Here is a 25,215-nt window from a genome sequence, read left to right on the forward strand (position 1 = left end):
CAGCAATGAATTTCTCACTCAAGCACCTGGCCGCGTCAACCCTGATACTGGCCAGCCTTTCGTCGTTCACCCTGACCGCGCACGCTAACATCACCCCGCAACAGAGCGCGGCCATCCTCAAGACCTTCAGCGACGAATCGGTAACGGATTTCAGGCAGTTCCTGGGAGGCCTGGCCGAAAGCGACCTTGGCAAAACCGACGACCTCGGCCCGGCCATCAGTGCCTTTCTCGACAACAAGACCCTTTCTTCAGAACAGCAGAACGAGATCCATCGCCTGCTCGGCCTCTATGCTCGCGTGAAGTACGGCAGCGCCGCCACCGAGACCCTGCGCGAGTTGGTGGCCATCCCGACCTTCCGTGTGGATGGCGTTGACCAGCACGACAATCCCGAATTCATCAAGATCGCCGACAAGATCAAGAGCCTTGCCCAGACCTTCAACCTGAATTTTCGCAACATCGACAACCGCGTCTATGAGATATCCCTGGAAGGCAGTGGCGATGAAGTCGTGGGCATTCACGCGCATGCCGACGTGGTGCCCGTGACGCCGGAGAACTGGGTCCTGAAAGACGGCACCCGACTCGATCCGTTCAAAATCACCCTGATCGGCGACCGCATGTATGGCCGGGGTACCGAGGATGACAAGAACGGCATCGTGGTAGCGCTCTACGCCATGAAGATCATCAAGGAAGAGAAGCTGCCGCTGGCCAGGAATCTCAAGCTGCTGGTCGACACCACCGAAGAAACCACCGGCGACGCCATCCCCTATTACTTCGAAAACAACCCGACACCCAACTACAACCTAGCGCTGGATGGCAGCTACCCGGTGGTGATTGCCGAGAAAGGCTACGGCACCGTCATGGCGAACTTCGCCAAGCGCAAAGCAGAGGGCAAGGGCGCTGAAATCATCTCGATGACGGGCGGCATGGCCACCAACCAGATTCCGTCGACATCGGTCGCCACCCTTTTAAGTGACAAGCCTGCTGAATTGGCCGCCAGCCTGCAGAAGGCAGGTAGCGATTATGCCAAGCGCAACGGCGGCAATTTCGAAGTAACCGCCAAGGTCGTCGGCAAGGACGTCAAGCTGACGGTCACCGGCGTTTCGGCCCACTCCTCCGAGCCCGAGTCAGGCGTCAACCCGGTAGCCAGGATGCTGGACTTCATCAACAGCCTCGACGGAAAAGTTGCGCTCAAGCACAACCACATTACCGACGCCGCCCGCTATGCGGCCGACAACTGGGGGCTGGATTACCTGGGTGGCAAATTGGCGGTCGGCTTTTCCGATGCCTTCATGGGACCGCTGACCGCTTCCCTGACTTATGTCGCAATGGATGAAAAAGTCTTCAAGCTCGCGGTAAACCTGCGCGTGCCAAAGGGTAAGTCGCCGGAAACGCTCAAGACCGAAATCGCCGACAAGCTTGATGCCTGGAGCAAGAAGACCCACGTCGCGGTAGCCATCGACTACTCGATCGCCGAGCCGATGTACCGCAATCCTGAGGGTGAATGGGTCAAGGCCCTGCAGGCTGTAGCCAGCGAAAACCTTGGCATGGAGCACAAGTTCGGTACTTCCGCCGGCGCCACCTCGGTCCATGAACTGCCCAATGGCGTGCAATTCGGCCTAGCCAGGTCCGAGGTCAAGTACACCGGCCACACTGACAACGAGTTCAAGACCGTCGACCAGTTCCTGTTGGATCTGCAGATCGTGACCGAGATGATGGGGCGCATCGGGCAGTTGCCGAAACTCTGATCGCTTGCCGGACCCGCCATGCTGACGGGTCCAAACAAAAAAGGCCCCAGAGAACGACACAATCTGTAATTGGATGGACTCGCCCAAGCCGAGGCGTCTGCGCAGCAGTCGTGAAATCAGACGGTGCGGTGTTTCAGGAAATCCGTGCGTACAGGATTTACGACTGCTACGCAACCGGACGCAGGCTACGCCTGCTGCTACAAAGTGCGTTGTCGCCTAACTGACCAAACTAAGGTTCTTTTTTGTTGCGCCATAAAAATGCACAAACAAAAACGCCGCTCATTGCTGAGCGGCGTTTTCGTTAAATATGGAGCGGGAAACGAGACTCGAACTCGCGACCCCGACCTTGGCAAGGTCGTGCTCTACCAACTGAGCTATTCCCGCAAATGGCGTCCCCTAGGGGACTCGAACCCCTGTTACCGCCGTGAAAGGGCGGTGTCCTAGGCCACTAGACGAAGGGGACACGCTAACTGAAACACATGGTGTGTATTTCAGTGCCCAAATCCGCATCCGAAGATGCTGGTTCTGGTTTCACTCAGCCCTGCCCGAAAGCAACGCTGTTTAAAATTGGAGCGGGAAACGAGACTCGAACTCGCGACCCCGACCTTGGCAAGGTCGTGCTCTACCAACTGAGCTATTCCCGCATATGGCGTCCCCTAGGGGACTCGAACCCCTGTTACCGCCGTGAAAGGGCGGTGTCCTAGGCCACTAGACGAAGGGGACACACGTACAACATTCACTCCCTACCGCGTTTCGCTGTGTGCTTTACGCTGTAAGTGGCGCGCATTCTATGGATGGATTGAGGGGTCGTCAACCCCCAGATATAAATTTATTTAAATCAATGACTTCGCCCCGCTTTCAGACACTAATCAGGCTTTTCCGTCGCCCGGGGTTTGACGCCTATATTCTGACACCCGCCAAGACGTTATAGTCCACCCACGCCAAAGATGATGGCAATGTGCACCTCGCACGCTATTACTTATATAAGCAGGAACGCGGCCGATACAGGCAGTGAAGTAGCCGATTCAACTCGCTGAGTGGCGCTATGCGTCCCAATGCCAAGCCACTACACTCGCTCGCGAACCCCATAAAGAGGTCTTACCGGTGACACCACTCATGATCACCCTGCTAGTCGTAGCCGGGATCGCACTATTGATCGCCATTGGCTACATGAACCATGTGGTGGAAAACAATAAGCTGGAAAAGGCCCGCGCCAAAGTTGAGCTCAACGATCGTCTGCGTCGTTGCGGCGAAATCACCGAGACCTTTCCCGGCCAATTGATGACACCGGCACTCAAGCTGCTGTTGACCCGCCTGGAACTGAACGTCTGCCAACGCCTGCTCCATCTGGAAAAAACCAGCTCCAACCTCAAGGCACGGATTGGCGAACTGAACGCCCTGGTTGGCCAGGGCGAATCGATCCCGGTCAACAACCCGCCGGCACCGATCCAGACCGAAGCCAAAGCCAAGGACGTACGTTTCCTGCTCGAAGCCCTGCACGGCCAAATCACCCGCGCCGCACAGGACGGCTTCCTGCCAACCAACGAAGCCAAACGCTGGATCCGCGAAGTTCGCCACATCCTGGTCCTGCTGCACATCGAGTTCTTCAACAACCTCGGCCAGCACGCCCTGCAACAGAACCAGCCCGGCCAGGCCCGCCTGGCATTCGAACGGGGCGTGCAATACCTGCGCAAACAACAGGAACCGCAGGTCTACGCCGAACAACTGGAATACCTGGAAAAACTCCTGGCTCGCGCCAACGCACAAGTCATGGACAACATCGCCCCGGTAGAAGGCGAAGTGAACCAGCTGACCGAAGGCCTAAAAGACGTCGAGGCCGATGCGGACTGGAAGAAAAAAGTGATCTACGACTGATCAAAGAAAGTAGAAAAGCCACCTAAGCAGGTGGCTTTTTTGCGCTGAGTTTGGCGTGTACACCCAGGAAGGATAGGTCGACTGTCTGGCCGCCATCGCGGCGATGCGGCGACCCGACAAGCCCGGCTCCCACAGTTGATAGGTGTACGCCTCAAAGCCGAAAGTGCCCCACCATCCCCTTCAACTCAACCCCCAACTGCGCCAACTCAATACTGGAAGCCGCATTCCCCTGCATCGCCAACGAAGACTGATCCGCACTGGCCCGAATACTCGTGACACTGCGATTAATCTCCTCAGCCACCGAACTCTGCTCCTCGGCAGCCGCTGCAATCTGCTGGTTCATCTGCTGAATCAAAGACACTGCTGCTGCAATACTCCCCAGCGCACTCTCAGTCTGCAACGCATCACTCACCGCCAGCTTCACCAGCTCGCCACTGTTCTGAATTTGCTGAACAGAAGACTGAGCCGCCGAACGCAAGGCGCTCACCAGTCGTTCAATCTCCTCGGTCGATTGTTGAGTACGCTTGGCCAGGGCCCGCACTTCATCGGCGACTACCGCAAAGCCCCTGCCCTGCTCGCCGGCTCGAGCCGCCTCGATCGCGGCGTTGAGGGCCAACAGATTGGTCTGTTCAGCCACACTCTTGATGACGCTCAGCACTGTGCCGATGTTCTGGATTTCCGCACTCAAACTTTCGATGCTCGAACTGGCCGAGGTGGCTGAATCCGCCAACTGCTCGATCCGCGCCATGCTCTGGCGCACCACCTGCTGACCACTTTCAACCTTGCCGTCCGCCGTCTGCGCCGCCTGAGCGGCTTCCTCCGCGTTACGCGCAACGTCGTGCACGGTGGCGGTCATCTGATTCATCGCGGTAGCGACCTGTTCGGTTTCTTCCTTCTGGCTGCTGACTTCAAGATTGGTCTGCTCGGTCACCGCCGACAGTGACTGCGCTGAACTGGCCAACTGTTCGATACCCGCCTGCAAACCGCTGACAATACTGCTAAGCCCTGCGCCCATCTGCTGCATGGCCTGCATCAGCTGCCCGATCTCATCACGACGGGTCACTTCAACCGCCGCACTCAAATCGCCAGAGGCAATCTGTTGAGCAACACGGATCACACTGCGCAGCGGTGCCACGATCAACCGGGTAATCACCCAGGCCGCAATCAGCCCGACCAGCAGCGCCAGCGCCGAGGAACCGATGATCAGCAGCGAGTTCTTTTTCAGCTCTGCCTGCATCGACTGGTCTTCGGCGACATAGGCCTGATCCACCCGCTCCACCACCTGAGCGGCGCGCTGATGCAGCTGCTCATAGACAGTCTTTTCCTGCGCCAGCAGGCCCGTGTACTCGGCCAGTTTTTCGCTGAATCCGCCAATGTGCCCGACCACTTCATTGAGGACCGTCTGGTAACCCTCATCCTTGACCGTGGTTTTCAGTTGCTCGGCCTGGGTCAGTGCCTGGTCGGCCTGCTCGATCTTGCCCTGCCCTGCGCTGTCGTCGCCCTTGCGGCTCAGGTCCAGGCGCACACGTGCTTCGTTCATGGCTTGCAACATCAACCGTGACACCTGGCTGACCTGATTGGCCTGCTCGATAAACTGCCCCCCGTCCTTGCCTTCGGATTCCTTCAAGGCATAAGCGCCGTCATCGGCCAGCCCGGCCTGCAACACGTCAAGATTATTGGCCACGCTGGACACTGACCAACTGGCCATCTCCAGCGCCAGGTCCTTGGCCTGGCTGAGCGAAACGAACTCGTCAAAGGCCTTGCGGTAAGCCCCCAAGGACTGCTCGACGTCATTCATCACCGGCACGTTGGCCGCAGACGCCGTTTTCAGTTGGGTTGCCAGGGCGATCAGGCCGTCAACGCCCTCGTGCAGGGCATCGGCGGTTTTCGGGTTGCCGTGCAAGGCGTATTCCTGCTCGAGCAGTCTCACCTTGAGCAAACCGCTGTTGAGCGACGACATCTGCTTGAGCCCGTCGAAGCGCTGGCTGATGGTTTGCAAGGACCATACGCCGATGGCCGCCACCAAGGCTGTCAACAGCAGCACCAGTACAAACCCGACACCCAGTTTTTTCGCCATACCGAGGTTGGCAAAACGTCCTTGCACGGCCGAAATCATTGCACTTAGTCCCCTGACATAGTCTGTTAACGCAGATTCGCAACGGGCCTGTATCAACACAAGTCTCTGGCGTCGGAATAATGGCAAAAAGCTACGCTTACGTCGTTTTCAGAACGCTTGAGGTCGATCCAGAGCGGTGGCCTGAAAAAACGCCCGGGCTCGCGGATCACAGGCATAGGCCACATTGATACGCTGCCAGTCACTGGCCTCTGCGGTGGGACTGAATGCCGTCGCAGAAGACAACAGGACACCGAAGCGCTGGGCTTGTTTGCGCACCTGAGCGTAGTCGGACATCCGCGATCGCGCCCAGATGAACAGGCCTCCAACCGGCTTACCGAAAACCTCCCATTCGGCGTCTTCAAGCACTTGCAACGCAGCCTCCCTGTCATTGCTCAAACGCTGGCGCTGGCGCTGGACCAATTTGCGGTAGGCACCGCTGGCTAAAAGGCTTGCCAGCACCGACTCGCAAAACCGTGAAGCGCCCATGCTGCTGATCATTTTGACCTCGGCCAGCTGCGAAATAACCCCGGCGCCGGCCACTACAAAACCGACCCGCAACGAACTGCTGAGGGTTTTGGAGTAGCTGCCGACGTAGATCACGTTGTCATCGACACCCAACGCAGCGAGGCGCGTACCGGGGCCGCTGTGCAAATCCGCATAGACGTCATCCTCGATTACCAGAAGGCCATAGGTTTTGGCCAGTTGCAGAACACGCTGCGCCACCGCCGGCGCCAGGCTGCTGCCAGTGGGATTGTGATAGAAGCTATTGATGAAGATCCCGCAAGGTCTGTACTTAACCAGCAGCGCCTCAAGCGCTTCAATGTCCGGCCCGCGCGGGGTTCGCGGCACCTCGATCATGCTGACACCGTGCAGCCTGAGCAGGTCGAACAGCAAGGAATAACCGGGATTCTCCACCACCACGCAATCACCCGGCTTGAACAAGGTCCGCACGATCAGGTCCAGCCCCTGACTGGCCCCCGCCGTTGTCAGGATCCGACTTTCCTCCACCAGGATATCGAGCTGTTTCAGGCGCTTGTGGATCTGCTGGCGCAAGGCTGGCAGGCCCAGCGGCGTGCTGTAGTTGAACAGACCGGCCATGTCGGTGCGGCAGACCTGGCGGATCGCGTAGCTCAGGTCGTCAGTTTCGCGCCAGCTCTCGGGCAGTCCGCCACACCCCAGTTTGAGTTCGCCCGAAGTGCCGCACTGCTTCTTTTCTGCCCCCTCGAACCAGGGGCAATCCTGTTGCCCCTGAGCGGCCAGCGCTGGCATGGCGACAATGAAACCGGCGCCATGATGCGACGCCAGCACCCCTTGAGCCACCAGACGCTCACAGGCCTCAACGACGCTGGACTGACTGAGCAAATTGATCCGGGCGATTTGCCGCACGGAAGGCAAACGCGTCCCCGGTGGCACCTCGCCACGGCAAAGCCAGCAGGCTAGCGCGTCGACGATTTGCTGTACGACCGGCACCAATGCCTGTCGATCGATTCTCAACTCCATGAGCAAGCAAACTCCTGTCCGTTTTGCGGGAAACAGTTAATCACAGGAGCGGTCAATCAGCTGTGCGACAACGCCGCTAAAACCATCGGTTCTAACCATTTGAAACACATTGTCCGGCACCTTTAAGGAACCGAAAAAAAACCCGCACAAATGCGGGTTTTTTCCTACGTTGCAGTGCCTGGTTTCAGAACGCCGTGACGCCACCGTCCACCGCCAGTGAATGCCCTGTGGTGAACGCTGCGCCGTCGCTGCACAGGTACAGCACCGCGCTGGCGATTTCCTCGACCTTGCCGATGCGCCCAACCGGGTGCATGGCATTGGCGAACTCGCCTTTCTTCGGGTCGGCTTCATAGGCACGGCGGAACATGTCGGTGTCGATCACTGCCGGACACACCGCGTTCACCCGAATCTTTTTCTTGGCGTATTCGATGGCTGCCGATTTGGTCAGGCCGATCACCGCATGTTTCGACGCCGCGTAAATGCTCATCTTCGGCGCAGCCCCGAGGCCGGCTACCGAAGCGGTATTGACGATTGCACCGCCGCCCTGGGCCAGCAGTAAGGGCAACTGGTACTTCATGCACAACCAGACGCCTTTGACGTTGACGCCCATGATCGCGTCGAACTCGTCGACCGTGCCTTCGGCCAGTTTGCCTTTCTCGATCTCGATGCCGGCATTGTTGAAGGCATAGTCGAGACGGCCGTAGGTATTGACCACCTCGTCCATCAGATTTTTTACATCGCTTTCCAGCGTGACGTTGCAGCGCACGAAGGTGGCTTCACCGCCAGCGGTACGAATCAGCGCCACCGTGCCCTCACCACCCGCCGCATCCAGGTCGGCCACTACCACTTTCAAGCCTTCAGCAGCGAATGCCTGGGCGGTCGCGCGGCCAATGCCATTGGCGGCGCCCGTCACCACGGCGACCTGGCCAGAAAACGTCATGCTCATTGTTATGTCCTCGAAGAGAAGATGCGGGGGATCGCGTATTCGCAATCTAGCCACAAGGGCCTGCAGCGCGGCAGCACTATCAGAAGGCCGGTTGGGTGCCCATGAGTGACAGTGATAAAACCGCCGGTTCGACTATCACTGCACTGGATCGATATGCATTCGCCGCATCAGCCAAACTTGCGGCATCGACCATGAAGGTCTATCAACAAGTCTTCATTCATCTTGAGTGCCTGTCATGACTACCCAGACCAATCGCCAGTTCCTGCTCGCCAAACGTCCGGTGGGCGCGGCGACCCGCGAGACCTTCACCTATCAAGAAGTACCGGTCGGCGAACCGGCTGCGGGTCAGATCCTGGTCAAAAACGAATACCTGTCCCTGGACCCCGCCATGCGTGGCTGGATGAACGAGGGCAAGTCCTACATCCCGCCGGTCGGTATCGGCGAAGTCATGCGCGCATTGGGCGTAGGCAAAGTCGTTGCCTCGAATAATCCGGGTTTCGCGGTCGGGGACTACGTCAACGGTGCCTTGGGGGTGCAGGATTACTTCCTCGGCGAGCCACGAGGTTTCTACAAGGTCGATCCGAAACTGGCGCCTCTGCCGCGCTATCTGTCGGCGCTGGGCATGACCGGGATGACCGCCTATTTCGCCCTGCTCGATGTCGGCGCGCCTAAGGCGGGTGACACCGTGGTGTTGTCAGGTGCTGCGGGTGCGGTGGGCAGCATTGCCGGGCAGATCGCCAAGATCAAAGGTTGCCGGGTAGTCGGCATTGCCGGGGGCGCGGACAAGTGCCAGTTCCTGATCGACGAACTGGGTTTTGACGGTGCCATCGATTACAAAAACGAAGACGTCCACGCCGGTCTCAAGCGCGAATGTCCGAAAGGTGTCGATGTGTATTTCGATAACGTCGGCGGCGATATCCTCGACGCGGTGTTGAGTCGCCTGGCCATGAAAGCGCGGGTGGTGATCTGTGGCGCCATCAGCCAGTACAACAACAAGGAAGCGGTCAAAGGCCCGGCCAACTACCTGGCGTTGCTGGTCAACCGCGCGCGGATGGAAGGTTTTGTGGTGATGGACTATGCCGCACAGTTCGCCGCCGCCGGACAGGAAATGGCCGGCTGGATGGCCAAGGGGCAGCTCAAGAGCAAGGAAGATATTGTTGAAGGACTGGAGACGTTCCCGGAGACGCTGATGAAGTTGTTCAGCGGCGAGAATTTCGGGAAGTTGGTGCTGAAGGTTTAACGCCAACTATAAATGTGGGAGCGGGCTTGCTCTCGAAGGCGGAGTGTCAGCCGACATCAACGTTGACTGACACTCCGCCTTCGAGAGCAAGCCCGCTCCCACATTTTGATCTTCGGTGTTAGATCAGGCCAGTTCGGCGACTACGGCTGCCAACGCCTTGGCCGGGTCCGCTGCCTGGCTGATCGGACGGCCGATCACCAGATAATCGGAACCGGCATCCAGCGCCTGACGCGGCGTCAGAATGCGGCGCTGATCGTCCTGGGCGCTGCCCGCCGGACGAATCCCCGGAGTCACCAGTTGCAGCGACGGGTGCGCCGATTTCAGGGCCTGGGCTTCCAGGGCCGAGCACACCAGACCGTCCATCCCGGCTTTTTCCGCCAACGCGGCCAGGCGCAACACTTGCTCCTGCGGCTCGATATCCAGACCGATACCCGCCAGATCCTCACGCTCCATGCTGGTCAGCACGGTCACGCCAATCAGCAGTGGTTTCGGACCGGTGCGCTGGTCGAGCACTTCGCGGCACGCGGCCATCATGCGCAAACCACCGGAGCAGTGCACATTGACCATCCACACGCCCATCTCAGCAGCCGCCTTGACGGCCATGGCGGTGGTGTTCGGGATGTCATGGAACTTGAGGTCCAGGAACACTTCGAAACCCTTGTCACGCAGGGTGCCAACGATTTCCGAAGCGCAGCTGGTGAACAGTTCTTTACCGACTTTGACCCGGCACAGCTTCGGGTCCAACTGATCGGCCAGCTTCAGTGCGGCGTCACGGGTGGGAAAATCCAGGGCGACGATGATAGGAGTCTGGCAGGCGGACATGAGTGGGCTCTCAGGCAGGTCGAAATCGGCGCGCATTGTAGCGGAACCAGCGCCTCTGCGGGACCCGATGATCGGTAATTCGTCGAGGCGGCTCAAGCAAGACTAGCCCTTGCACCAATTGTGTCGAGTCAGATACACACATGACACGCCTGCAACACCCTTCAACGTTACCTTCGGCAGCCGCAACACGTCCTTACAGCACTTCCCGCCTCCGGGCCGGACGCCTATGCTGAAACCACAACCTCGCAGCCCATCTTTGTGGTTGGCAGCCTACCTGGCAGATGAACGCACGCATGCACAACCTCCACGCACCTGTGAACGACGATCAAAAAGCGCCCGACGACGACAAACGCTGGAGCATTCGCGCCCTGATCGTCGACGATGACGTCCCGATCCGCGAACTGATGATCGACTATCTGGCCCGGTTCAACATTCACGCCAGCGGCGTCACCGATGGCGCCGCGATGCGCCTGGCGCTGCACGCGGAGCATTTCGACGTGGTGGTGCTCGACCTGATGCTGCCCGGCGAAGACGGTTTGTCACTGTGCCGCTGGCTACGCGCCGAATCGGACATCCCGATTCTGATGCTCACTGCCCGCTGCGAGCCGACCGACCGGATCATCGGCCTGGAACTGGGCGCCGACGACTATATGGCCAAGCCGTTCGAACCGCGAGAATTGGTGGCGCGCATCCAGACTATCCTGCGCCGGGTGCGCGACGATCGCACTGAACAACGGGCGAACATCCGTTTCGACAACTGGCGCCTGAACAGCGTGCTGCGTCAGTTGATCGCCGCTGATGGCCTGGTGGTGCCGCTGTCCAACGCCGAGTTCCGTTTGCTCTGGGTGTTCATCGAACGTCCGCGCCGGGTACTCAGCCGCGAACAACTGCTGGACGCCGCTCGCGGTCGCTCGATCGAAGCCTTTGATCGCAGCATCGACTTGCTGGTCTCGCGCTTGCGCCAGAAACTTGGTGATGACCCGAAAGCCCCGCAGCTGATCAAGACCGTTCGCGGTGAGGGTTATCTGTTCGACGCCAGAGACATCGGTTGATGCGTGCGCGCTTCGATACGCTCTTCGGCCGCCTGTTTGGCATGCTGCTGGTGGCGATCATCCTGGCGCACTTGTTGGCGTTTTTCTGGTTTCACTATTACGGCCCGCCGCCGCCCCCTCCGCCGCCGGGGTTTTCCGAAAACTTCGACGGACAGCGCCCGCCGATGGACCCGCGCTTCGTAAATCGGCCACCGCGGCCGTGGTTCGGCGGCCCCTTGGTGCCGCTGACTTTTCAGCTGGTCTCGCTGATCATCGCCGCCTGGTACGGTGCCAAACTGCTGAGCCGGCCGATCCAGCGCCTGAGCGATGCTGCCGAGCGACTGAGCGAAAACCTCGACAGCCCGCCTCTGGATGAGTCCGGCCCACGGGAAGCACGGCGAGCGGCACACACCTTCAACAAGATGCAGCAACGCATTCGTGAACAAGTGCAGCAACGCTCGCGGATGCTTGGCGCCGTCTCCCACGACCTGCGCACGCCGCTGTCGCGGCTCAAGCTGCGACTGGAGCAGATCGACGACAACAAACTGCAAGGCCAGATGCGTCAGGATCTGGACGACATGATCGGCATGCTCGACGCCACGCTCACCTACCTGCACGAGCAGCGCACCAGTGAGGTCCTGCAGTGGATGGATGTGCAGGCGCTGGTCGAATCCCTGAGTGAAAACGCCCAGGACCAGGGCGCCGATGTTCTGACCAGTGGCCACTGCGCACCGTTGCAAGTGCAGCCGATGGCCTTGCGCTCGTGCATCAACAACCTGCTGGACAATGCCCTGCGTTATGCCGGGCAGGCAATGATTACGCTTGAAGACACGCGCGAAACCCTGGTGATCCGGGTCATCGACCATGGGCCGGGTATTGCGGCGGATAAACGTGAAGCGGTGTTCGAGCCGTTCTTTCGTCTGGAAGGTTCGCGCAACCGCAACTCCGGTGGCGTCGGGCTGGGCATGACCATCGCCCGCGAAGCGGCCGAACGCCTGGGTGGGCAGTTGAGCCTGGAAGAAACCCCCGGTGGTGGTTTGACAGCCGTGATTCGCCTGCCCCGAGCCTGATGACCGCTCTGTGTACCGCTCGGTACAAACCTCACATACCCACGACAACTTGCCCCTTGAGGCTGCATAAGCCGGTGCACCCACCGGTTATCCATTCCAAGGAGTGAGCGCAATGATCGGCAGCGTCAGCAGTTACACGAGCTATACCAGCACCAGCAGCACCACCACCAGCACCGCCCGCAGCCAGCAATTTCAGAAAGAATTGCTCGCCAAACTCGACAGCAACAGCGATGGCGCGGTGGATCAGGATGAACTCAAGAGCGCCCTGTCGCAGAAAACCGACGACGGCCTGCTGGTCAGCCTGAGCAAGAATTTCGCCGACCTGGACAGCGACGAAAGCGGCAGCCTGAGCAGTGAAGAAATGGCCGCGATGGCCCCTCCTCCGCCACCGCCACGGGATCAGGCACCGAACACCGAACTGGCTGACGCGCTGATCAGCGCCCTGGACGCCGACGGTGACGGCGCCATCAGCAGCGATGAACTGAGTAACGGCCTGGCCAGCGCCGGCAGCAGTGCCGACAGCACAGAAATCTTCTCGGCCCTGGACAAGAACGAAGACGGCTCCGTCAGCCAGGACGAACTCGCCGCCAGCCTCGCCCCGCCTCCGCCGCCACCTCAACAAGTGTCCAGCGATGAACTGTTCAGCCAGCTCGATGCGGACAGCGACGGCAGTGTCAGCGCCACCGAACTGACCAGCGCGTTGCAGACCAGCAGCATCTCATCGACCAGCACCGACACCAGCGCCGCGTTGCTCAAAGTGCTGGATAGAGACAGCAATGGCGGTGTCTGCAGCGACGAGTTGAAAGCGGCGTTGCAAGCCGGCCGCGAGCGAAACACCGACAGTTCCACCGCTCAGTCGAACGTGACCGAAGCCCTGAATAAAATGATCGCCGACCTGAGCAAGCAGTACTCGCTCGACAACGTGGCGACCGTGGGCAAATACCTGAACGTCGCGACCTGAGTCAAAAGCATCGCGAGCAAGCTCGCTCCCACAGTTGATCTGCATTGATCACATAATTTGTTATCGATACAAAATCAATGTGGGAGCGAGCTTGCTCCGGGCGGCGTTCCGACGAAGGGGCCGTAAGCCCCAACAAAAACCTCAGGGCCGGCGATCCTCAACCCGAGCCTGACTCTTGCTCCAGTCGTTCAGCAGGCTGTAGGCCACCGCCAACAACGTCGGGCCGATAAACAAACCAATAAACCCAAAGGCAATCAACCCGCCAAACACCCCGAGCAGCACAATCACCAACGGCAAATTCCCGCCCCGGCTGATCAGGTACGGTTTGAGCACGTTGTCGACGCCACTGATGATGAACGTCCCCCAAATTCCGAGAAACACCGCCATCCCGTACTCACCCTTCCAGGCCAGCCACGCCGTGGCCGGAATCCACACCAGCGGCGGCCCCATCGGAATCAGGCTCAACAAAAACGTGACGATCCCCAGCACCAGCGCCCCGGGCACCCCGGCAATCAAGAACCCGATCAACGCCAGAACCGCCTGGGCCGCTGCCGTCCCGATCACACCGTTCACCACCCGCTGCACCGTGCCCGCCACCAATTCGATGTAATACCCGGCACGGTCACCAATCAGACGTTCCAGCAACCCGTGAACAAACGCCGCCAGACGCGGCCCGTCACGGTAGAAAAAGAACACGAAGACGATACTCAACGTCAGCTCAAGTATCCCGCCGCCAATCTGCGCACTGCGCGCCAGCAACCAATTGCCGACCTGACCCAGATAAGGTTTGACCGCCAGCATCATCGCCGCGCCCTGCTGATCAATGCTGTTCCAGACCCCCACCAGCCGCTCGCCCACCAAGGGAATACTGCCCAGCCAGGTCGGCGCTTCCGGCAACCCGTCGACCTGCACATCCTTGATGAACGCCGTGGCATCGCGCACATGGTCCGCGAGGTTGAACCCCAGCCAGACCAACGGCAACGCCACCAGCAACATCCAGCCCAGCGTCAGCACTGCGGCCGCCAGAGATTCGCGACCATTGAGCAAACGCGTCAGCAAACGCATCAGCGGCCAGCTGGCAAACGCCAGCACCGCACCCCAGAACAGCGCCGACCAGAACGGCGCCATCACCCAGAAGCTCGCGCCAAACAGCACCAGGAGCAGGATCTGCACCAACAGCCGATCGTTATTGATCATCTAAATCTCGAAAAAAGTCAGTTCGCAAAAGAGTAGGCGAACGCAGCTTGTACGTTCGCCTGATAAAGCTTATCGCAACAGTTCGATGTGCAAGCCAGCGCCCTCGACGCTACCCGCTTCCATCCTGGCGGTACGCACACCCTGCCCAATCAGTGCCTGACGCCAGGCTTCGGCCTTCGGCCCGGAAACACTGACCCGCAACGTGGTGTCCAGATTCAGCCCACGAGAGATCAGGCGCAGCCAGGCATCGTCAGGATCGCCGGTAAATTTGGGGAAATCGAGCTCACCGGTGCTTTTGAGCTCCCGAAGCAAGGTTGCAGAGGTCGGCAGCAAATCGCCCAGCGGCGCAGCGGCGTCGAACTGTTCGACGTGCAGATAAGCTTTGCGATTGCCGCGCGTGATGCTGTAAAGCGCCACCAGCGTGTTGTCCTGTGGGGCCGCCAGGCGCAACAGCAAAAACGCTTGCTGATCATCAGCGCCATAGAGCTTGGCATTGCCGAAGACATCATTGGCCCACAGGCTGCTTTCGCCGCAATCACGGGCCTGGCACCAGAACAGCAATTGGGCGTCCTGCTTCTGCAAGGCTTCACGAGCGGCGGTGAAAGCCTCGGTGGAGGAATGCTCCGGCGGCAACTCGTAGGTCACCGAAGTGGTTTGCCCTCGGGCAGCGACCTGGCCGTCAAAGCGCAACTGGCCGCTGATTTTGCGGATCGAACCCAGTGGATAGATCCGCTCAAGTTCGGTGACCGGACGATAGTCGACGATCTGCGCATCGGCCATACGCGGCACGATCGGCAGGTCCTGACTGCCCGGGACATCGGCGGCAAATAACAGCGGACTGAAACAACACAGCGACAGCAGACTGAGTGAACGCATGGATAGACTCATCGGATCAGCATGGCCTGGGCACCCTTGATGATACTGGCGTCATCGATGCGCTCAGGCACCAGCAAACCGCGCTGTACCGCCGGACGCGCCTCCATGGTTGCCATCCAGCGCTGCAAGGCCGGCAAACCGTCGACCTCGACACCCGACCACTCGTGGCCACGGACCCACGGATAAGTGGCGATGTCAGCAATGCTGTACTCACCGGCCAGAAACTCCACGGCTTGCAGGCGCGTGTCGAGCACTTCATAGAGGCGGCGGGTTTCATGTTGATAGCGATCGATGGCGCCCTGGAGTTTCTCCGGGAAATAACGGAAAAACACGTTGGCCTGACCTTGCATCGGGCCGATTCCACCCATCTGGAACATCAGCCATTGCAGGACCACTGAACGCCCCTTGGGGTCTGTTGGCAGCAGTTTGCCGCTCAGTTCAGCCAGGTAAATCAGGATCGCGCCGGATTCAAACACGGCGAAATCGCCGTTGGCGCGGTCGACAATCGCCGGAATCCGGCCATTGGGATTGATCTTGAGGAAGCCCTCGGACTTCTGTTCCTTTTTGTCGAAACTCAAGGCGTGCACCGTGTAGGGCAGGCCGAGTTCCTCGAGCACGATAGAGACCTTGTGGCCATTCGGGGTCGCAGCGGTGTAGAGATCTATCATGGTTGTCTCCCATTTCAACCCGCCCAGCCTCGACAGTTGCCCGGCGCAAGTCAAGGAACGGCGAAGAACCGATTGAAACAGTCTGCGACAAGGTCGGCGCCGGGTTCGTCATTCAGGTGTAAATGATGGCCGCCAGGCAGCTGTTCACGGCTAAAGGGTAGACGCTCCAGCAACTCGGGATGTTTGGCGAGCATGCCGTCGGCAGCCACCACCAGTTTTGCAGGACAAGTGACTCGCTGGACGAAGGCCATCGCCTGTTCGGTGGTCAGACGCAGCGGCGACGGTAACGTCAGTCGGTTATCGGTGCGCCAGGTATAACCGCCCGGCACCGGCATCAATCCCCGTTGGGCCAGCAGTTCTGCGGCTTCGCGACTGACAGCGACCAAGCCTTTCATGCGCGCCTCGATGGCCCGGTCGAGCGTGTTGTAGACCGGTTTGCGCTTCTCCCGCAAATCCAGCTGCGCTTGCAGGGCCATGCCCATCCGTTCGGCAGCGTTTTCGCCTTTGTCTGTAGGAGGAATGATGCCGTCGATCAACGCCAGGTGGGTCACGCGTTCCGGCAACGAACCGGCCAGCACCAGCGAAACGATCGCGCCCATGGAATGCCCCAGCAGGCCAAAGCGCTTCCAACCCAATTGCTCGGCCACTTGCAGCACGTCATGGGCGTAGTCCCACAGCGCGTAACCGGCACCGGTCGGCCGATGCCCGGAATGACCGTGACCGGCCATGTCCAGCGCGATGATGCGCAAGCCTTTGAGCTTCGGCGCCAGCCGGGCGAAGCTGTTGGCGTTGTCCAGCCAGCCATGCAAGGCGATCACCGGCATGCCGTCTTCGGGGCCGAACAAGTGCGCTGCCAACTCGATGTGCGGCAGGCTCAGGCGAACTTCTTCAACGACGTTGCTCATGCGCAATCCTGTTGGCGGCGACCTTCCCAACGGCTGAGCAGATTCTTCAGCAGCGTGGCCGTGTCCTGGGGACGTTCGAGGGGAAACATGTGGCCGCCAGGCATGGTCAGGGACTCGCCCAGCGGCAAGCGCCCCACGAGGCTTGCGTGATGACGCATCACCACCCGGCTCTTGTGCCCGCGCACCACCGCCAGCGGCACTTTCAGTTGCCGAGTGCGGCCGGGACTGGTGTGCGGCACGCCGCGGTAGATACTGATTTCCGTGGCCGGGTCGAAGCGCAGGCGCAGCTTGTCGCCCACCTTGTGCAAACCGTGTTGCAGGTAAGCGTCAAAGCATTCCGGGTCGAAACTGCGAAACAGGGTTTTGCCAGCGAAATAAAGTCGAGCCGCCTCCAGATCGGCGAACTCTTCCCGTCGTCCCAATGTACGGCCGGCCGGGGTCAGGCGATCGATGAAACCGAAGCGTTTGGCGGCGCGGATCACCCATTGATCAGCGCGGGTCAGCACCGGCGAATCAAGCATCACCACGCCGCGATAGAGCTCGGGGCACCGCAACGCCGCGTGCAGATGCAGCACACCACCGAAGGAATGACCGACGCCCCATACCGGTTCCGGTTGTTTCTTGAGGTGATGAATCAGCTCGTCCACCAGGTTGTACCAGTTGTCGTCCGCCGGAAAACGCGGGTCGTGGGCGTGCTGCTGCAGATGCGTCACCTGATACTCGGGCGCCAGCGCCGCGAACAACTTGCCGTAGGTGCCCGAGGGGAAACCGTTGGCGTGGGCGAAAAATATCTGTTGCGACATACCGGTGATCCATCAACGAAAACAAGGGTTGATTGTCCGTAAGACGACGTCCTACAGCAATGACCGTAAGTGCCAGGAATGATGACAGCCTCGTTTGAGCCATGAAAAACAACCGGGGCATTCTCCGGCTCATCGCACCTACCTGTTATTTCTGACAGTTGACACTTCGGGAGCAACCGCGAATAACTGCACCTGTCCGACCCTCTTCGGGGAGTACTCCAGTCATGCACGCGCAAACACCGACAGTCACAGTGAAGGATCCGCGAGGGCTCAACGTCGCCAACGTGTCCTACTGCCGTAATGCGCCCGGCAACACACCAGAGCCTAGGGTTAACCGCCAATTCTACGATGCCGCAAGCCACGCGACGGTCAGTTGGGACCCTCGTCTGTTCAAGCTGCTGGAGACAGAACCGGATGTCCGGCCCAATCTGGAGACGGTGTACAGCCTCACAGGCAATCCCCTGCGCAGTGATAGTGTGGACGCGGGAACCCGGCTGGTGTTGTTCGGTGTAGCCAATCAAAAACTCATGAGTTGGGACAGTCTGCTCACTCAGGTCCAGATCGACTATGACCTATTGCTGCGCCCCGTCAAAACTGTCGAGAGAGCTCCAGGCAAACCCGCAAGAACCAGTGCCTTTTACACCTATGGTGATGCAACCCCTGCATTTGCGCGGAACAATCAATGTGGTCGGCTGATTCGCCATGATGACAGTGCCGGCACTGTGCACTTCAGCGCCTTCGCGCTCCTTGGCGGAGTCACCGAACAGACCCGACATTTTCTCGAAAAACTGGACGAACCGGACTGGCCCGCGGACGAAGCCAATCGAGACTTGCTGAACGAAGCCGGCACCGGCGCGACAACCGGTAGTCAATATAATGCGCTGGGGTTCGCCATCAGCCAGAAAGATGCGCAAGGCAATGTCCGGTTCTCGCGCCTGAATGTTGCAGGTCAACTCAGCGAAATAAGCCTGAAACTCGCCGCGCAAACGCAGGAAACACCGCTGCTGAGCGCCATCCACTACAACGCTTTTGGCAACATCGAGCGCCAGACCGCCGGTAATGGTGTGATCAGTGAAGCCCATTACTGCCCTATCGACGGTCGTTTGCTTGAGCTCAAGGCCCGACTGCCTGACAAGCCACTGCTTCAGCATCTGAGCTACGTCTACGATCGGGTCGGCAATATCCTCAGCATCAGCGACGCAACCCTGCGCACCCGTTTCTTTCGCAACCAGAAGGTCGAACCAACCAACACCTTCACGTACAACACTTTGTATCAACTGATCGAGGCGAAAGGTTGGCAGCGGGTCAGAAGCCAGTTGGGGCCCCAACAGCCAGTCTTTGAATCACCCCCCGACCCCGGACAACTGGAAAACTACCGCCAGACTTACTCGTACGATTGCGCTGGCAACCTGACCGAACTGATTCACAGCGCTGCCAGCCACAGCCAGACGCAGCGCATGAGAATCTCCAAATACAGCAATCGGGGTCTGGTACAAAAAGCTGACGGCGAGTTACCCAGCGAAAGTGAAATCGCTGCCGGATTCGATGCAAACGGCAATAAAAAACTTCTGCTGCCCGGTCAGGATCTGATCTGGAGCCTGAATAACCGTCTGCAACAGGTGGATCAGGTAGTGCGCGAAGACGCACCGAACGATTCTGAACTCTACATTTACGACGAGGCCGGTCTGCGTCAGCGGAAGATTCGCATCGCCTCTACCGGCACCTTAACGCGCACCCACGAGGTGCGATATTTACCGGGCCTTGAGATCCGCACGTCGCCTGATGAAATCCTGCACGTCATTTCAGTGCCGGCCGGACATTGCACCGTGCAGATTCTGCATTGGGAAAAAGGTCGTCCATCAGCCGTTGCCACGAACCAACTGCGCTACTCCCTGAACGATCATCTGGGCTCCTGCACCCTGGTGTTGGACGAGCAGGCAAAGCTGATCAGTCTGGAACGTTATTATCCATATGGGGGAACGGCGTGGTGGGCCGGGAGCGACAGGATAGAGGCCAGTTATTCAACCATTCGCTACTGTGGCAAAGAGCGTGATGCAACCGGCTTGTATTATTACGGTGCCAGGTACTACTCGCCCTGGTGGCAACGCTGGCTCAATCCCGACCCGGCGGGGACCGTCGATGGCCTGAACCTTTATCAGTTTGTCCGAAGCAATCCCGTGACCCTTTTCGACCCTGACGGCCGCAACCCTCAACAGGCGATCGAAGCCTTCAATCATATGTTGAGCCAAGGGAGTGCATGGCAGCAGCTTGATACGGGAGATGATGGCCTGACGACCTTCCAGCAACAGTCCAGGAAAAACATCAGGCAGCTTGAAGATCGGCTTGGCGAATCAATCGAACTCGAGTCCGCCGAGACGCTTTTTCTCGATAAATTCAGTGAAAACCCCTTCCACCTCGTCCATTTTTCCGACCAGGATCTTCGCAAAAACGATGTGGTTGAACTCTATTCCAGAAAACAACTGATCGAACGCCAGGTGATTTTCAATGAAACCAATACAGGCGAGGGCGATTTAACCTCACTGGGAACCGACGATTTTGTTTTCTTTTCACTGGAAGCCCAAAGCGAGCCTGCAAAATCCACGAGTCGGTTCGGTGACAAACGTTACCGAGCGCCCTTTTCGACACTTCAGGAAAGTGGTCAGGCGCAATATTCCCTGCTTCAGAGTGTCGATATCATTTTCCCTTCAACCAGGCCAACGACACCCCCAAAATGGGTAAATAACTTCTCTTCATACAAAAATGACTTTGAAGTGAGGGACAATTCGGATGAAGACACTCAACGTCACGGGGCGATGTTCGTGGGACAACAAGACATGATTCGCGGTATGGGACTCAACACCATGATCGATGTCATAACCTACTCAGATGACCCGGGAGGCACACTCTTCGACGTGCCTCCCGACAAGTTGATGAATACCCTCTATCGCCCTCAGGTGTTGGTTCCAAACAATGTCCGATTGAAACCGCATCAATACAGCTATCAACAGACACGCAAGCAACATTGAGGCTCTACATCTGAGGTTTCTTTGCCGCAGGCGCCATGATACTCAACGAGCCAGCGGTTGTTCCCCCAACGGAACAACCGCCATGGTCAACCGCGACACACAACTGGCCTTGCCCTCATCGCTGGTCAAACGGATATCCCAGACATGCGTCGTGCGGCCAATGTGAATCGGCTTGGCCACCGCCGTGACCCGCCCGCTGCGCAAGCCGCGCAAATGGTTGGCGTTGATTTCCAGGCCCACGCAGTAAAACTTGCTGGCGTCGATGCACAGGTAACTGGCCATCGAGCCGACCGTTTCGGCCAGCACCACCGAGGCGCCGCCGTGCAGCAAGCCGTAAGGCTGGTGAGTGCGATGGTCGATGACCATGCTCGCGGTCAGGGACTCGTCGTCGAAGGCTTCGAAGCGAATATCCAACACTTCGCCGATGGTGTTTTTCTGGATTGCGTTCAACTGCTCAATGTTGGGATGGGTACGCCACAAGCTCATTGCTGACATCCTTTGTTGGTTTTATTCGTGACTCAATCCTGCCACAGCACCGCTTCGCTGCGCGCGCTCCATTCTTCGAAACGGGCGCCGTAAGCTGCTTCGATCACGTTACGCTTGATCTTCAGGGTCGGCGTCAGAAAGCCGTTTTCCACCGCCCAGCTGTCCTTGACCACCACCAATCGATGCAAGCGTTCGTGTTTGTCGAGGACGCCATTGACCTCCTCCAACAGTTTTTCCAGGCTTGAATGCAGGCCCGCCCGCGCCGTTCCGCTGGCGTCCTGCTGACCGACCGCCGAGAGCACGCACAGCCCCAGCGGCGCACTCAGGCCATCGCCCACCACGCACACTTGCTCGATGCGCGAATGCTCCGCCAGACGATTCTCGATCGGTGCCGGGGCGACGTATTTGCCTTTGCTGGTCTTGAAGATTTCCTTCAGTCGCCCGGTCAGGCGCAGGTTGCCTTCGGCGTCCTCCTCGCCCTTGTCGCCGGTGCGCAGGAAGCCGTCCTCGGTGATGGTTTCGGCGGTTTTCTCAGGCTCCTTGAAATACCCGAGCATGGTCGCGCCGCTGCGCACCATGACCTCGCCCGACTCAGCGATCCGCACCTCGACCTCCGGGCAGGGCTTGCCGATCCAGCCAGGTTTGTTCTGGCCCGGCAGGCCAACGTGCGAATAGCCGCAGCTTTCGGTCATGCCGTAGACCTCCAGTACATCCAGGCCCAATTTGCGGTACCACAGCAGCAAGGTCTGCGGCACTGGCGCGGCGCCGGACAAGGCGATGCGCAAGGCATCCAGCCCGAGCCCGGCCAGGACTTTGTGGCCGACCCGCTTGCCGATAATCGGCAGACCGAGCAGGAAGTCGAGGCGCTTTGCCGGGATCTTGCTGTACACGCCCATCTGGAATTTGGTCCAGATCCTCGGCACACCGAACAGCGCGGTCGGACGTGCACGGCGCAAATCGGCCAGGAAGGTGTCGAGGCTCTCGGCAAAAAACACCGTTTGCCCGGTGTAGATCGACGCCAGTTCAACGAACATCCGCTCGGCGACATGGCACAGCGGCAGGTAGGACAGCAGCCGATCCGACTCATTCAAGCCAAACAATTGCGTACCGCGAGTGGTGGCAAACCCCAGATTGGCGAAACTGTGCATCACGCCTTTGGGTATGCCGGTGGTGCCGGAGGTGTAAATGATGGTCGCCAACTGGTCGGCGGACGGCTTGGGATCGTCCTGGATCGGTGAGCTCTTTTGCAGGTCGGCCCAGCTGAAATCGAAAGTACCAGGCGGATGTAACGGCAGGCTGATCGTCGGCAGATCAGGGCTGACTCCGCGAGACATGCCGGGCCAGTCATCGAGCTTGCCGATGAACACCAGCGCCGCGTCGGAATGTTCAAGGACCTGGGCCACGGTCTCGGCGGTGAGGTTCGGGTAGAGCGGCACCGACACGTGGCCGGCCATCCAGATCGCCAGGTCAGCGATGATCCAGTGCGCGCAGTTTTTCGAGATCAGAGCGATGTGGCTGCCTTGGGGCAATTCGCGCGCGCGCAACCAATGCGCGGCGCAACGCGCCTGATGACCGACGTCGGCCCAAGTCAGGGTCTCGACCTCTCCGCCGCCCGTGGGCTGGACCAAAAAGCGCTGCCGGGGATGGCGCGCTTCACGCTCGTAGAAGACGTCCAGCGGCAAACGAAAAGCAGCAGGCATGCGACTCGCTCCTTTGTTTTTGGTCTGGAGCAAGCGTAGTCAACCAAGCAGTTGCTCGGTTGACTATTTCACACAAAAATATCAGGTGCGAAGCAGAACCCGTGGGAGCGGGCTTGCTCGCGAAAGCGGTGTGTCAGGCAACATTGATATCGACTGACACACCCTCTTCGCGAGCAAGCCCGCTCCCACACTTGATCGGTGTCGCTCTCAAGTTTCGGGCAAACCATTCCCCCTGTAAAAACAGGATTATGGGTGCTTGATGCCTTTGAGCTTCATCGCGCCGGCCAGCGGCAAATCACCTTCAAGTTCTGCAAGGCCGGCGGTGCGGACTGCTTCCGGGTCCTGTACATGTCCGTGCTGAAGGTAACCCAGCAGGTTGCCCACCAGCGGGTTATGACTGACCAGCAGCGCGTGATCCACAGACACCAACTGCTCCGCCACCGCTTGCGGACGGTTGTCGGGGGTTAGCCAGTCGACGGTGCGAATCTCCGGCGCGAAATTCAGCGCTGTACGCACAATTTCTGCGGTCTCCTGCGCGCGCAGGTAAGGACTGGCATAGATCGCGGTCAGCGGCTTGCCGGCCAACTCGGCGGCAGTGCGCAGCACTTCTTCACGACCATGGGCAGTCAGTGCCCGTTCCGAATCAGGACGCTTGCCGTGTGGCTCGGCTTCACCATGACGCAGTATCCAGAGTTTCATAGCTTTGGCTCCTCATCTCGGGCCGGGTGTGGTGCCGGCGCCACAGCGTGCGGTGCTTCACCTTCCGGTGTACGCGGCGTCGGCCAGTCGGCGAACGGCCACGGTTTCTGGTCGCTGTGGAAGCTGCCGAAACGACCGATCTGCGCCAGGAACTGGCTCAGGCTGTCGCCGAAGTTCATCAGGCTGGCGCTCGGGGCGCCATAGATCAAACGATAGATCAACTGCACCAGCACCACAGCGCCGAGGATGAATTGCGCCACTTGCCAGACCAGCACGTAGACGATCATCCACAACACTCGCAGCAGGATGGATTCGTACTTGTCCTCAGTTTTCGGATCGTTCATGTCTCGCTCTCCCTGATGCTCAGTTGAAACCACTGGTGGAAATAAAATCTACGTCGGTTTTCGGTTCGGCACGCATCAACAGTTCAATCACCTGATTAAGCGTGCGCCCTTCGAACAGGATCGCGTGCAGCCCGGCGACCAGCGGCATGTACACGCCCACCTCCTGAGCCTTGGCCTTGAGCACCTTGAGGGTGTTCACGCCTTCGGCGACTTCGCCCAGGCGGGTGACCGCATCTTCCAGACTCAAGCCCTGGCCGAGGGCGAATCCGACCTGGTAGTTACGGCTTTTCGGCGACGAGCAGGTGACGATCAAATCGCCGACGCCCGCCAAACCGAGGAAGGTCATCGGGTTGGCGCCCTGATTCACCGCAAAGCGGGTCATTTCCGCCAGCGCCCGGGTGATCAGCATGCTCTTGGTGTTTTCGCCCATGCCCAACGCCACCGCCATGCCGGCGATGATCGCGTAAACGTTTTTCAGCGCCCCGCCCAACTCCACGCCGAAGCGGTCGGCGCTGGCATACACGCGAAAGGTCCGGCCGTGCAACGCCTCCTGGACCCGCTGACAGAGTTCTTCGTCTTCGCTGGCGACCACCGTGGCGGTCAGCGCGTGTTCGGCGATTTCACGGGCCAGGTTCGGCCCCGACAGCACGCCAATACGCGCTTGCGGGGCGATCTCTTCGAGGATTTCGCTCATCAGTTTGAAGGTGTGGGCTTCGATGCCTTTGGTCAGGCTCACCAGCAACTTGCCGCTCAAACGTTCGGCGTGCGGCATCAATACCGAGCGCAGCGCGCTGGACGGCAGTGCGACGAAGCACAGATCGCAGGCCTGCAGAGTGGCCAGCAGGTCGGTGACCGCTTCCACGGCCGGCAGAATCTTGATGCCTTTGAGGTAACGCGGGTTCTCGCGATTGACCCGAATGGCCTCGGCCTGCTCGGGGTCACGCATCCACAGCCGGACCTGATGCCCGTTCTCGGCCAGCAGATTAGCCACGGCGGTACCAAAACTTCCGCCTCCCAGGACCGCAATTGGGCGCTGTTCAGTCATATGCAATCCGTTAATCCATACCAGTGGCGATGACGGCATTATACGGAGCGGCCCAGTGGCGGCCAGCCCCCGCATCAATTACCGACACTTGTAGGAAGAAGACCAAGAAAACCGAGGAAAATGCCCGCAACGTGACTGGAAAAGTCATTGCTCTCGGTTA

Annotated in this window: 22 protein-coding genes, 4 tRNA genes and 1 pseudogene; 8 read left to right on the plus strand and 19 right to left on the minus strand. The window is 59.3% G+C overall.

The window, feature by feature from the left end; translation table 11 throughout:
• The first annotated feature begins 5 nt into the window (after nucleotides 1-5).
• Nucleotides 6-1,745 carry a dipeptidase gene (locus tag CUN63_RS04570; RefSeq protein ID WP_129437500.1) on the plus strand — a complete coding sequence of 580 codons (1,740 nt, stop codon included), beginning with the start codon at nucleotides 6-8 and terminating at the stop codon, nucleotides 1,743-1,745.
• Nucleotides 1,746-2,053: 308 nt separating this feature from the next.
• Here CUN63_RS04570 and CUN63_RS04575 read toward each other — a convergent pair.
• The 4 genes from CUN63_RS04575 to CUN63_RS04590 all read right to left on the minus strand — a co-directional run bounded on the left by CUN63_RS04575 (nucleotide 2,054) and on the right by CUN63_RS04590 (nucleotide 2,468).
• Nucleotides 2,054-2,129, minus strand: a tRNA-Gly gene (locus CUN63_RS04575).
• A gap of 3 nt (nucleotides 2,130-2,132) precedes the next feature.
• Nucleotides 2,133-2,208, minus strand: a tRNA-Glu gene (locus tag CUN63_RS04580).
• Nucleotides 2,209-2,313: 105 nt separating this feature from the next.
• Nucleotides 2,314-2,389: transfer RNA gene (locus tag CUN63_RS04585), tRNA-Gly, on the minus strand.
• 3 nt (nucleotides 2,390-2,392) lie between these two features.
• Nucleotides 2,393-2,468: transfer RNA gene (locus CUN63_RS04590), tRNA-Glu, on the minus strand.
• A gap of 393 nt (nucleotides 2,469-2,861) precedes the next feature.
• Here CUN63_RS04590 and CUN63_RS04595 point away from each other — a divergent pair.
• Entirely contained in the window at nucleotides 2,862-3,620 is a 759-nt protein-coding gene (locus CUN63_RS04595; protein WP_178082656.1) for a hypothetical protein, read from the plus strand.
• A gap of 151 nt (nucleotides 3,621-3,771) precedes the next feature.
• On the opposite strand, the gene CUN63_RS32640 is transcribed toward CUN63_RS04595, so the two are convergent.
• From CUN63_RS32640 to CUN63_RS04610, 4 genes and pseudogenes are all read right to left on the minus strand, one after another.
• On the minus strand, nucleotides 3,772-4,653 hold the full coding sequence (locus CUN63_RS32640; protein ID WP_371317146.1) for a methyl-accepting chemotaxis protein: 882 nt from the start codon (nucleotides 4,651-4,653) through the stop codon (nucleotides 3,772-3,774).
• Nucleotides 4,633-5,736 (minus strand): annotated as a pseudogene (locus tag CUN63_RS32645) (HAMP domain-containing protein); the annotation flags it as partial. The gene CUN63_RS32640 and the pseudogene CUN63_RS32645, both read right to left, overlap by 21 nt.
• Nucleotides 5,737-5,844: 108 nt before the next feature.
• Nucleotides 5,845-7,236 (minus strand): PLP-dependent aminotransferase family protein, encoded by a 1,392-nt coding sequence (locus CUN63_RS04605; protein ID WP_129437506.1) that lies wholly within the window; start codon nucleotides 7,234-7,236, stop codon nucleotides 5,845-5,847.
• Between the two features lie 184 nt (nucleotides 7,237-7,420).
• Nucleotides 7,421-8,182 (minus strand): SDR family oxidoreductase, encoded by a 762-nt coding sequence (locus CUN63_RS04610; RefSeq protein WP_046054395.1) that lies wholly within the window; start codon nucleotides 8,180-8,182, stop codon nucleotides 7,421-7,423.
• 101 nt (nucleotides 8,183-8,283) lie between these two features.
• Between CUN63_RS04610 and CUN63_RS31645 the strand changes: the two genes are divergently transcribed.
• Together CUN63_RS31645 and CUN63_RS04615 are read left to right on the plus strand one after the other, a co-directional pair.
• Complete coding sequence (locus CUN63_RS31645) at nucleotides 8,284-8,421, plus strand: hypothetical protein (protein WP_165353229.1); 138 nt, start codon at nucleotides 8,284-8,286, stop codon at nucleotides 8,419-8,421.
• Entirely contained in the window at nucleotides 8,418-9,422 is a 1,005-nt protein-coding gene (locus CUN63_RS04615) for an NADP-dependent oxidoreductase (RefSeq protein ID WP_129437508.1), read from the plus strand. Before CUN63_RS31645 ends, CUN63_RS04615 begins: the two co-directional genes overlap by 4 nt.
• A gap of 123 nt (nucleotides 9,423-9,545) precedes the next feature.
• Here the strand turns inward: CUN63_RS04615 and pyrF are convergent, their stop codons facing one another.
• Entirely contained in the window at nucleotides 9,546-10,244 is a 699-nt protein-coding gene (gene pyrF, locus CUN63_RS04620; protein WP_008148060.1) for an orotidine-5'-phosphate decarboxylase, read from the minus strand.
• A gap of 293 nt (nucleotides 10,245-10,537) precedes the next feature.
• Here pyrF and CUN63_RS04625 point away from each other — a divergent pair, with 293 nt between their 5' ends.
• The 3 genes from CUN63_RS04625 to xopAW all read left to right on the plus strand — a co-directional run bounded on the left by CUN63_RS04625 (nucleotide 10,538) and on the right by xopAW (nucleotide 13,306).
• Complete coding sequence (locus CUN63_RS04625) at nucleotides 10,538-11,296, plus strand: response regulator (protein WP_129437510.1); 759 nt, start codon at nucleotides 10,538-10,540, stop codon at nucleotides 11,294-11,296.
• Nucleotides 11,296-12,345, plus strand: coding sequence for a HAMP domain-containing sensor histidine kinase (locus tag CUN63_RS04630; protein WP_129437512.1), 1,050 nt, complete (start codon nucleotides 11,296-11,298; stop codon nucleotides 12,343-12,345). The genes CUN63_RS04625 and CUN63_RS04630 overlap by 1 nt, the downstream gene beginning before the upstream one ends.
• Before the next feature lie 112 nt (nucleotides 12,346-12,457).
• Nucleotides 12,458-13,306, plus strand: coding sequence for a XopAW family type III secretion system calcium-binding effector (gene xopAW, locus CUN63_RS04635; RefSeq protein ID WP_129437514.1), 849 nt, complete (start codon nucleotides 12,458-12,460; stop codon nucleotides 13,304-13,306).
• A gap of 141 nt (nucleotides 13,307-13,447) precedes the next feature.
• Here the strand turns inward: xopAW and CUN63_RS04640 are convergent, their stop codons facing one another.
• The 5 genes from CUN63_RS04640 to CUN63_RS04660 all read right to left on the minus strand — a co-directional run bounded on the left by CUN63_RS04640 (nucleotide 13,448) and on the right by CUN63_RS04660 (nucleotide 17,755).
• Complete coding sequence (locus CUN63_RS04640) at nucleotides 13,448-14,503, minus strand: AI-2E family transporter (protein WP_046046467.1); 1,056 nt, start codon at nucleotides 14,501-14,503, stop codon at nucleotides 13,448-13,450.
• 69 nt (nucleotides 14,504-14,572) lie between these two features.
• Nucleotides 14,573-15,379 carry a DUF4892 domain-containing protein gene (locus CUN63_RS04645; protein ID WP_129437516.1) on the minus strand — a complete coding sequence of 269 codons (807 nt, stop codon included), beginning with the start codon at nucleotides 15,377-15,379 and terminating at the stop codon, nucleotides 14,573-14,575.
• Nucleotides 15,380-15,387: 8 nt separating this feature from the next.
• Nucleotides 15,388-16,047, minus strand: coding sequence for a glutathione S-transferase family protein (locus CUN63_RS04650; RefSeq protein ID WP_129437518.1), 660 nt, complete (start codon nucleotides 16,045-16,047; stop codon nucleotides 15,388-15,390).
• A 50-nt stretch (nucleotides 16,048-16,097) separates the two neighbouring features.
• Entirely contained in the window at nucleotides 16,098-16,952 is an 855-nt protein-coding gene (locus CUN63_RS04655; RefSeq protein ID WP_129437520.1) for an alpha/beta hydrolase, read from the minus strand.
• Nucleotides 16,949-17,755, minus strand: a complete 807-nt coding sequence (locus CUN63_RS04660; protein WP_129437522.1) for an alpha/beta fold hydrolase — start codon at nucleotides 17,753-17,755, stop codon at nucleotides 16,949-16,951. Before CUN63_RS04660 ends, CUN63_RS04655 begins: the two co-directional genes overlap by 4 nt.
• A 224-nt stretch (nucleotides 17,756-17,979) precedes the next feature.
• Between CUN63_RS04660 and CUN63_RS04665 the strand changes: the two genes are divergently transcribed.
• Nucleotides 17,980-20,781 carry an RHS repeat-associated core domain-containing protein gene (locus tag CUN63_RS04665; protein WP_129437524.1) on the plus strand — a complete coding sequence of 934 codons (2,802 nt, stop codon included), beginning with the start codon at nucleotides 17,980-17,982 and terminating at the stop codon, nucleotides 20,779-20,781.
• A 42-nt stretch (nucleotides 20,782-20,823) separates the two neighbouring features.
• Here the strand turns inward: CUN63_RS04665 and CUN63_RS04670 are convergent, their stop codons facing one another.
• The 5 genes from CUN63_RS04670 to CUN63_RS04695 form a co-directional block, all read right to left on the minus strand.
• Nucleotides 20,824-21,267, minus strand: a complete 444-nt coding sequence (locus CUN63_RS04670) for a hotdog fold thioesterase (RefSeq protein ID WP_129437526.1) — start codon at nucleotides 21,265-21,267, stop codon at nucleotides 20,824-20,826.
• A gap of 32 nt (nucleotides 21,268-21,299) precedes the next feature.
• Nucleotides 21,300-22,967 carry an AMP-binding protein gene (locus CUN63_RS04675; RefSeq protein ID WP_129437528.1) on the minus strand — a complete coding sequence of 556 codons (1,668 nt, stop codon included), beginning with the start codon at nucleotides 22,965-22,967 and terminating at the stop codon, nucleotides 21,300-21,302.
• 246 nt (nucleotides 22,968-23,213) lie between these two features.
• On the minus strand, nucleotides 23,214-23,666 hold the full coding sequence (gene sixA / locus CUN63_RS04685; protein WP_129437530.1) for a phosphohistidine phosphatase SixA: 453 nt from the start codon (nucleotides 23,664-23,666) through the stop codon (nucleotides 23,214-23,216).
• Nucleotides 23,663-24,010, minus strand: a complete 348-nt coding sequence (locus tag CUN63_RS04690) for a DUF4389 domain-containing protein (protein ID WP_123364751.1) — start codon at nucleotides 24,008-24,010, stop codon at nucleotides 23,663-23,665. The genes sixA and CUN63_RS04690 overlap by 4 nt, the downstream gene beginning before the upstream one ends.
• 19 nt (nucleotides 24,011-24,029) lie before the next feature.
• On the minus strand, nucleotides 24,030-25,055 hold the full coding sequence (locus CUN63_RS04695) for an NAD(P)H-dependent glycerol-3-phosphate dehydrogenase (RefSeq protein ID WP_129437532.1): 1,026 nt from the start codon (nucleotides 25,053-25,055) through the stop codon (nucleotides 24,030-24,032).
• Between the last annotated feature and the right edge of the window lie 160 nt (nucleotides 25,056-25,215).

Origin of the sequence: Pseudomonas sp. ACM7, from assembly GCF_004136015.1 — a bacterium.
Lineage (GTDB): Bacteria > Pseudomonadota > Gammaproteobacteria > Pseudomonadales > Pseudomonadaceae > Aquipseudomonas > Aquipseudomonas frigoris.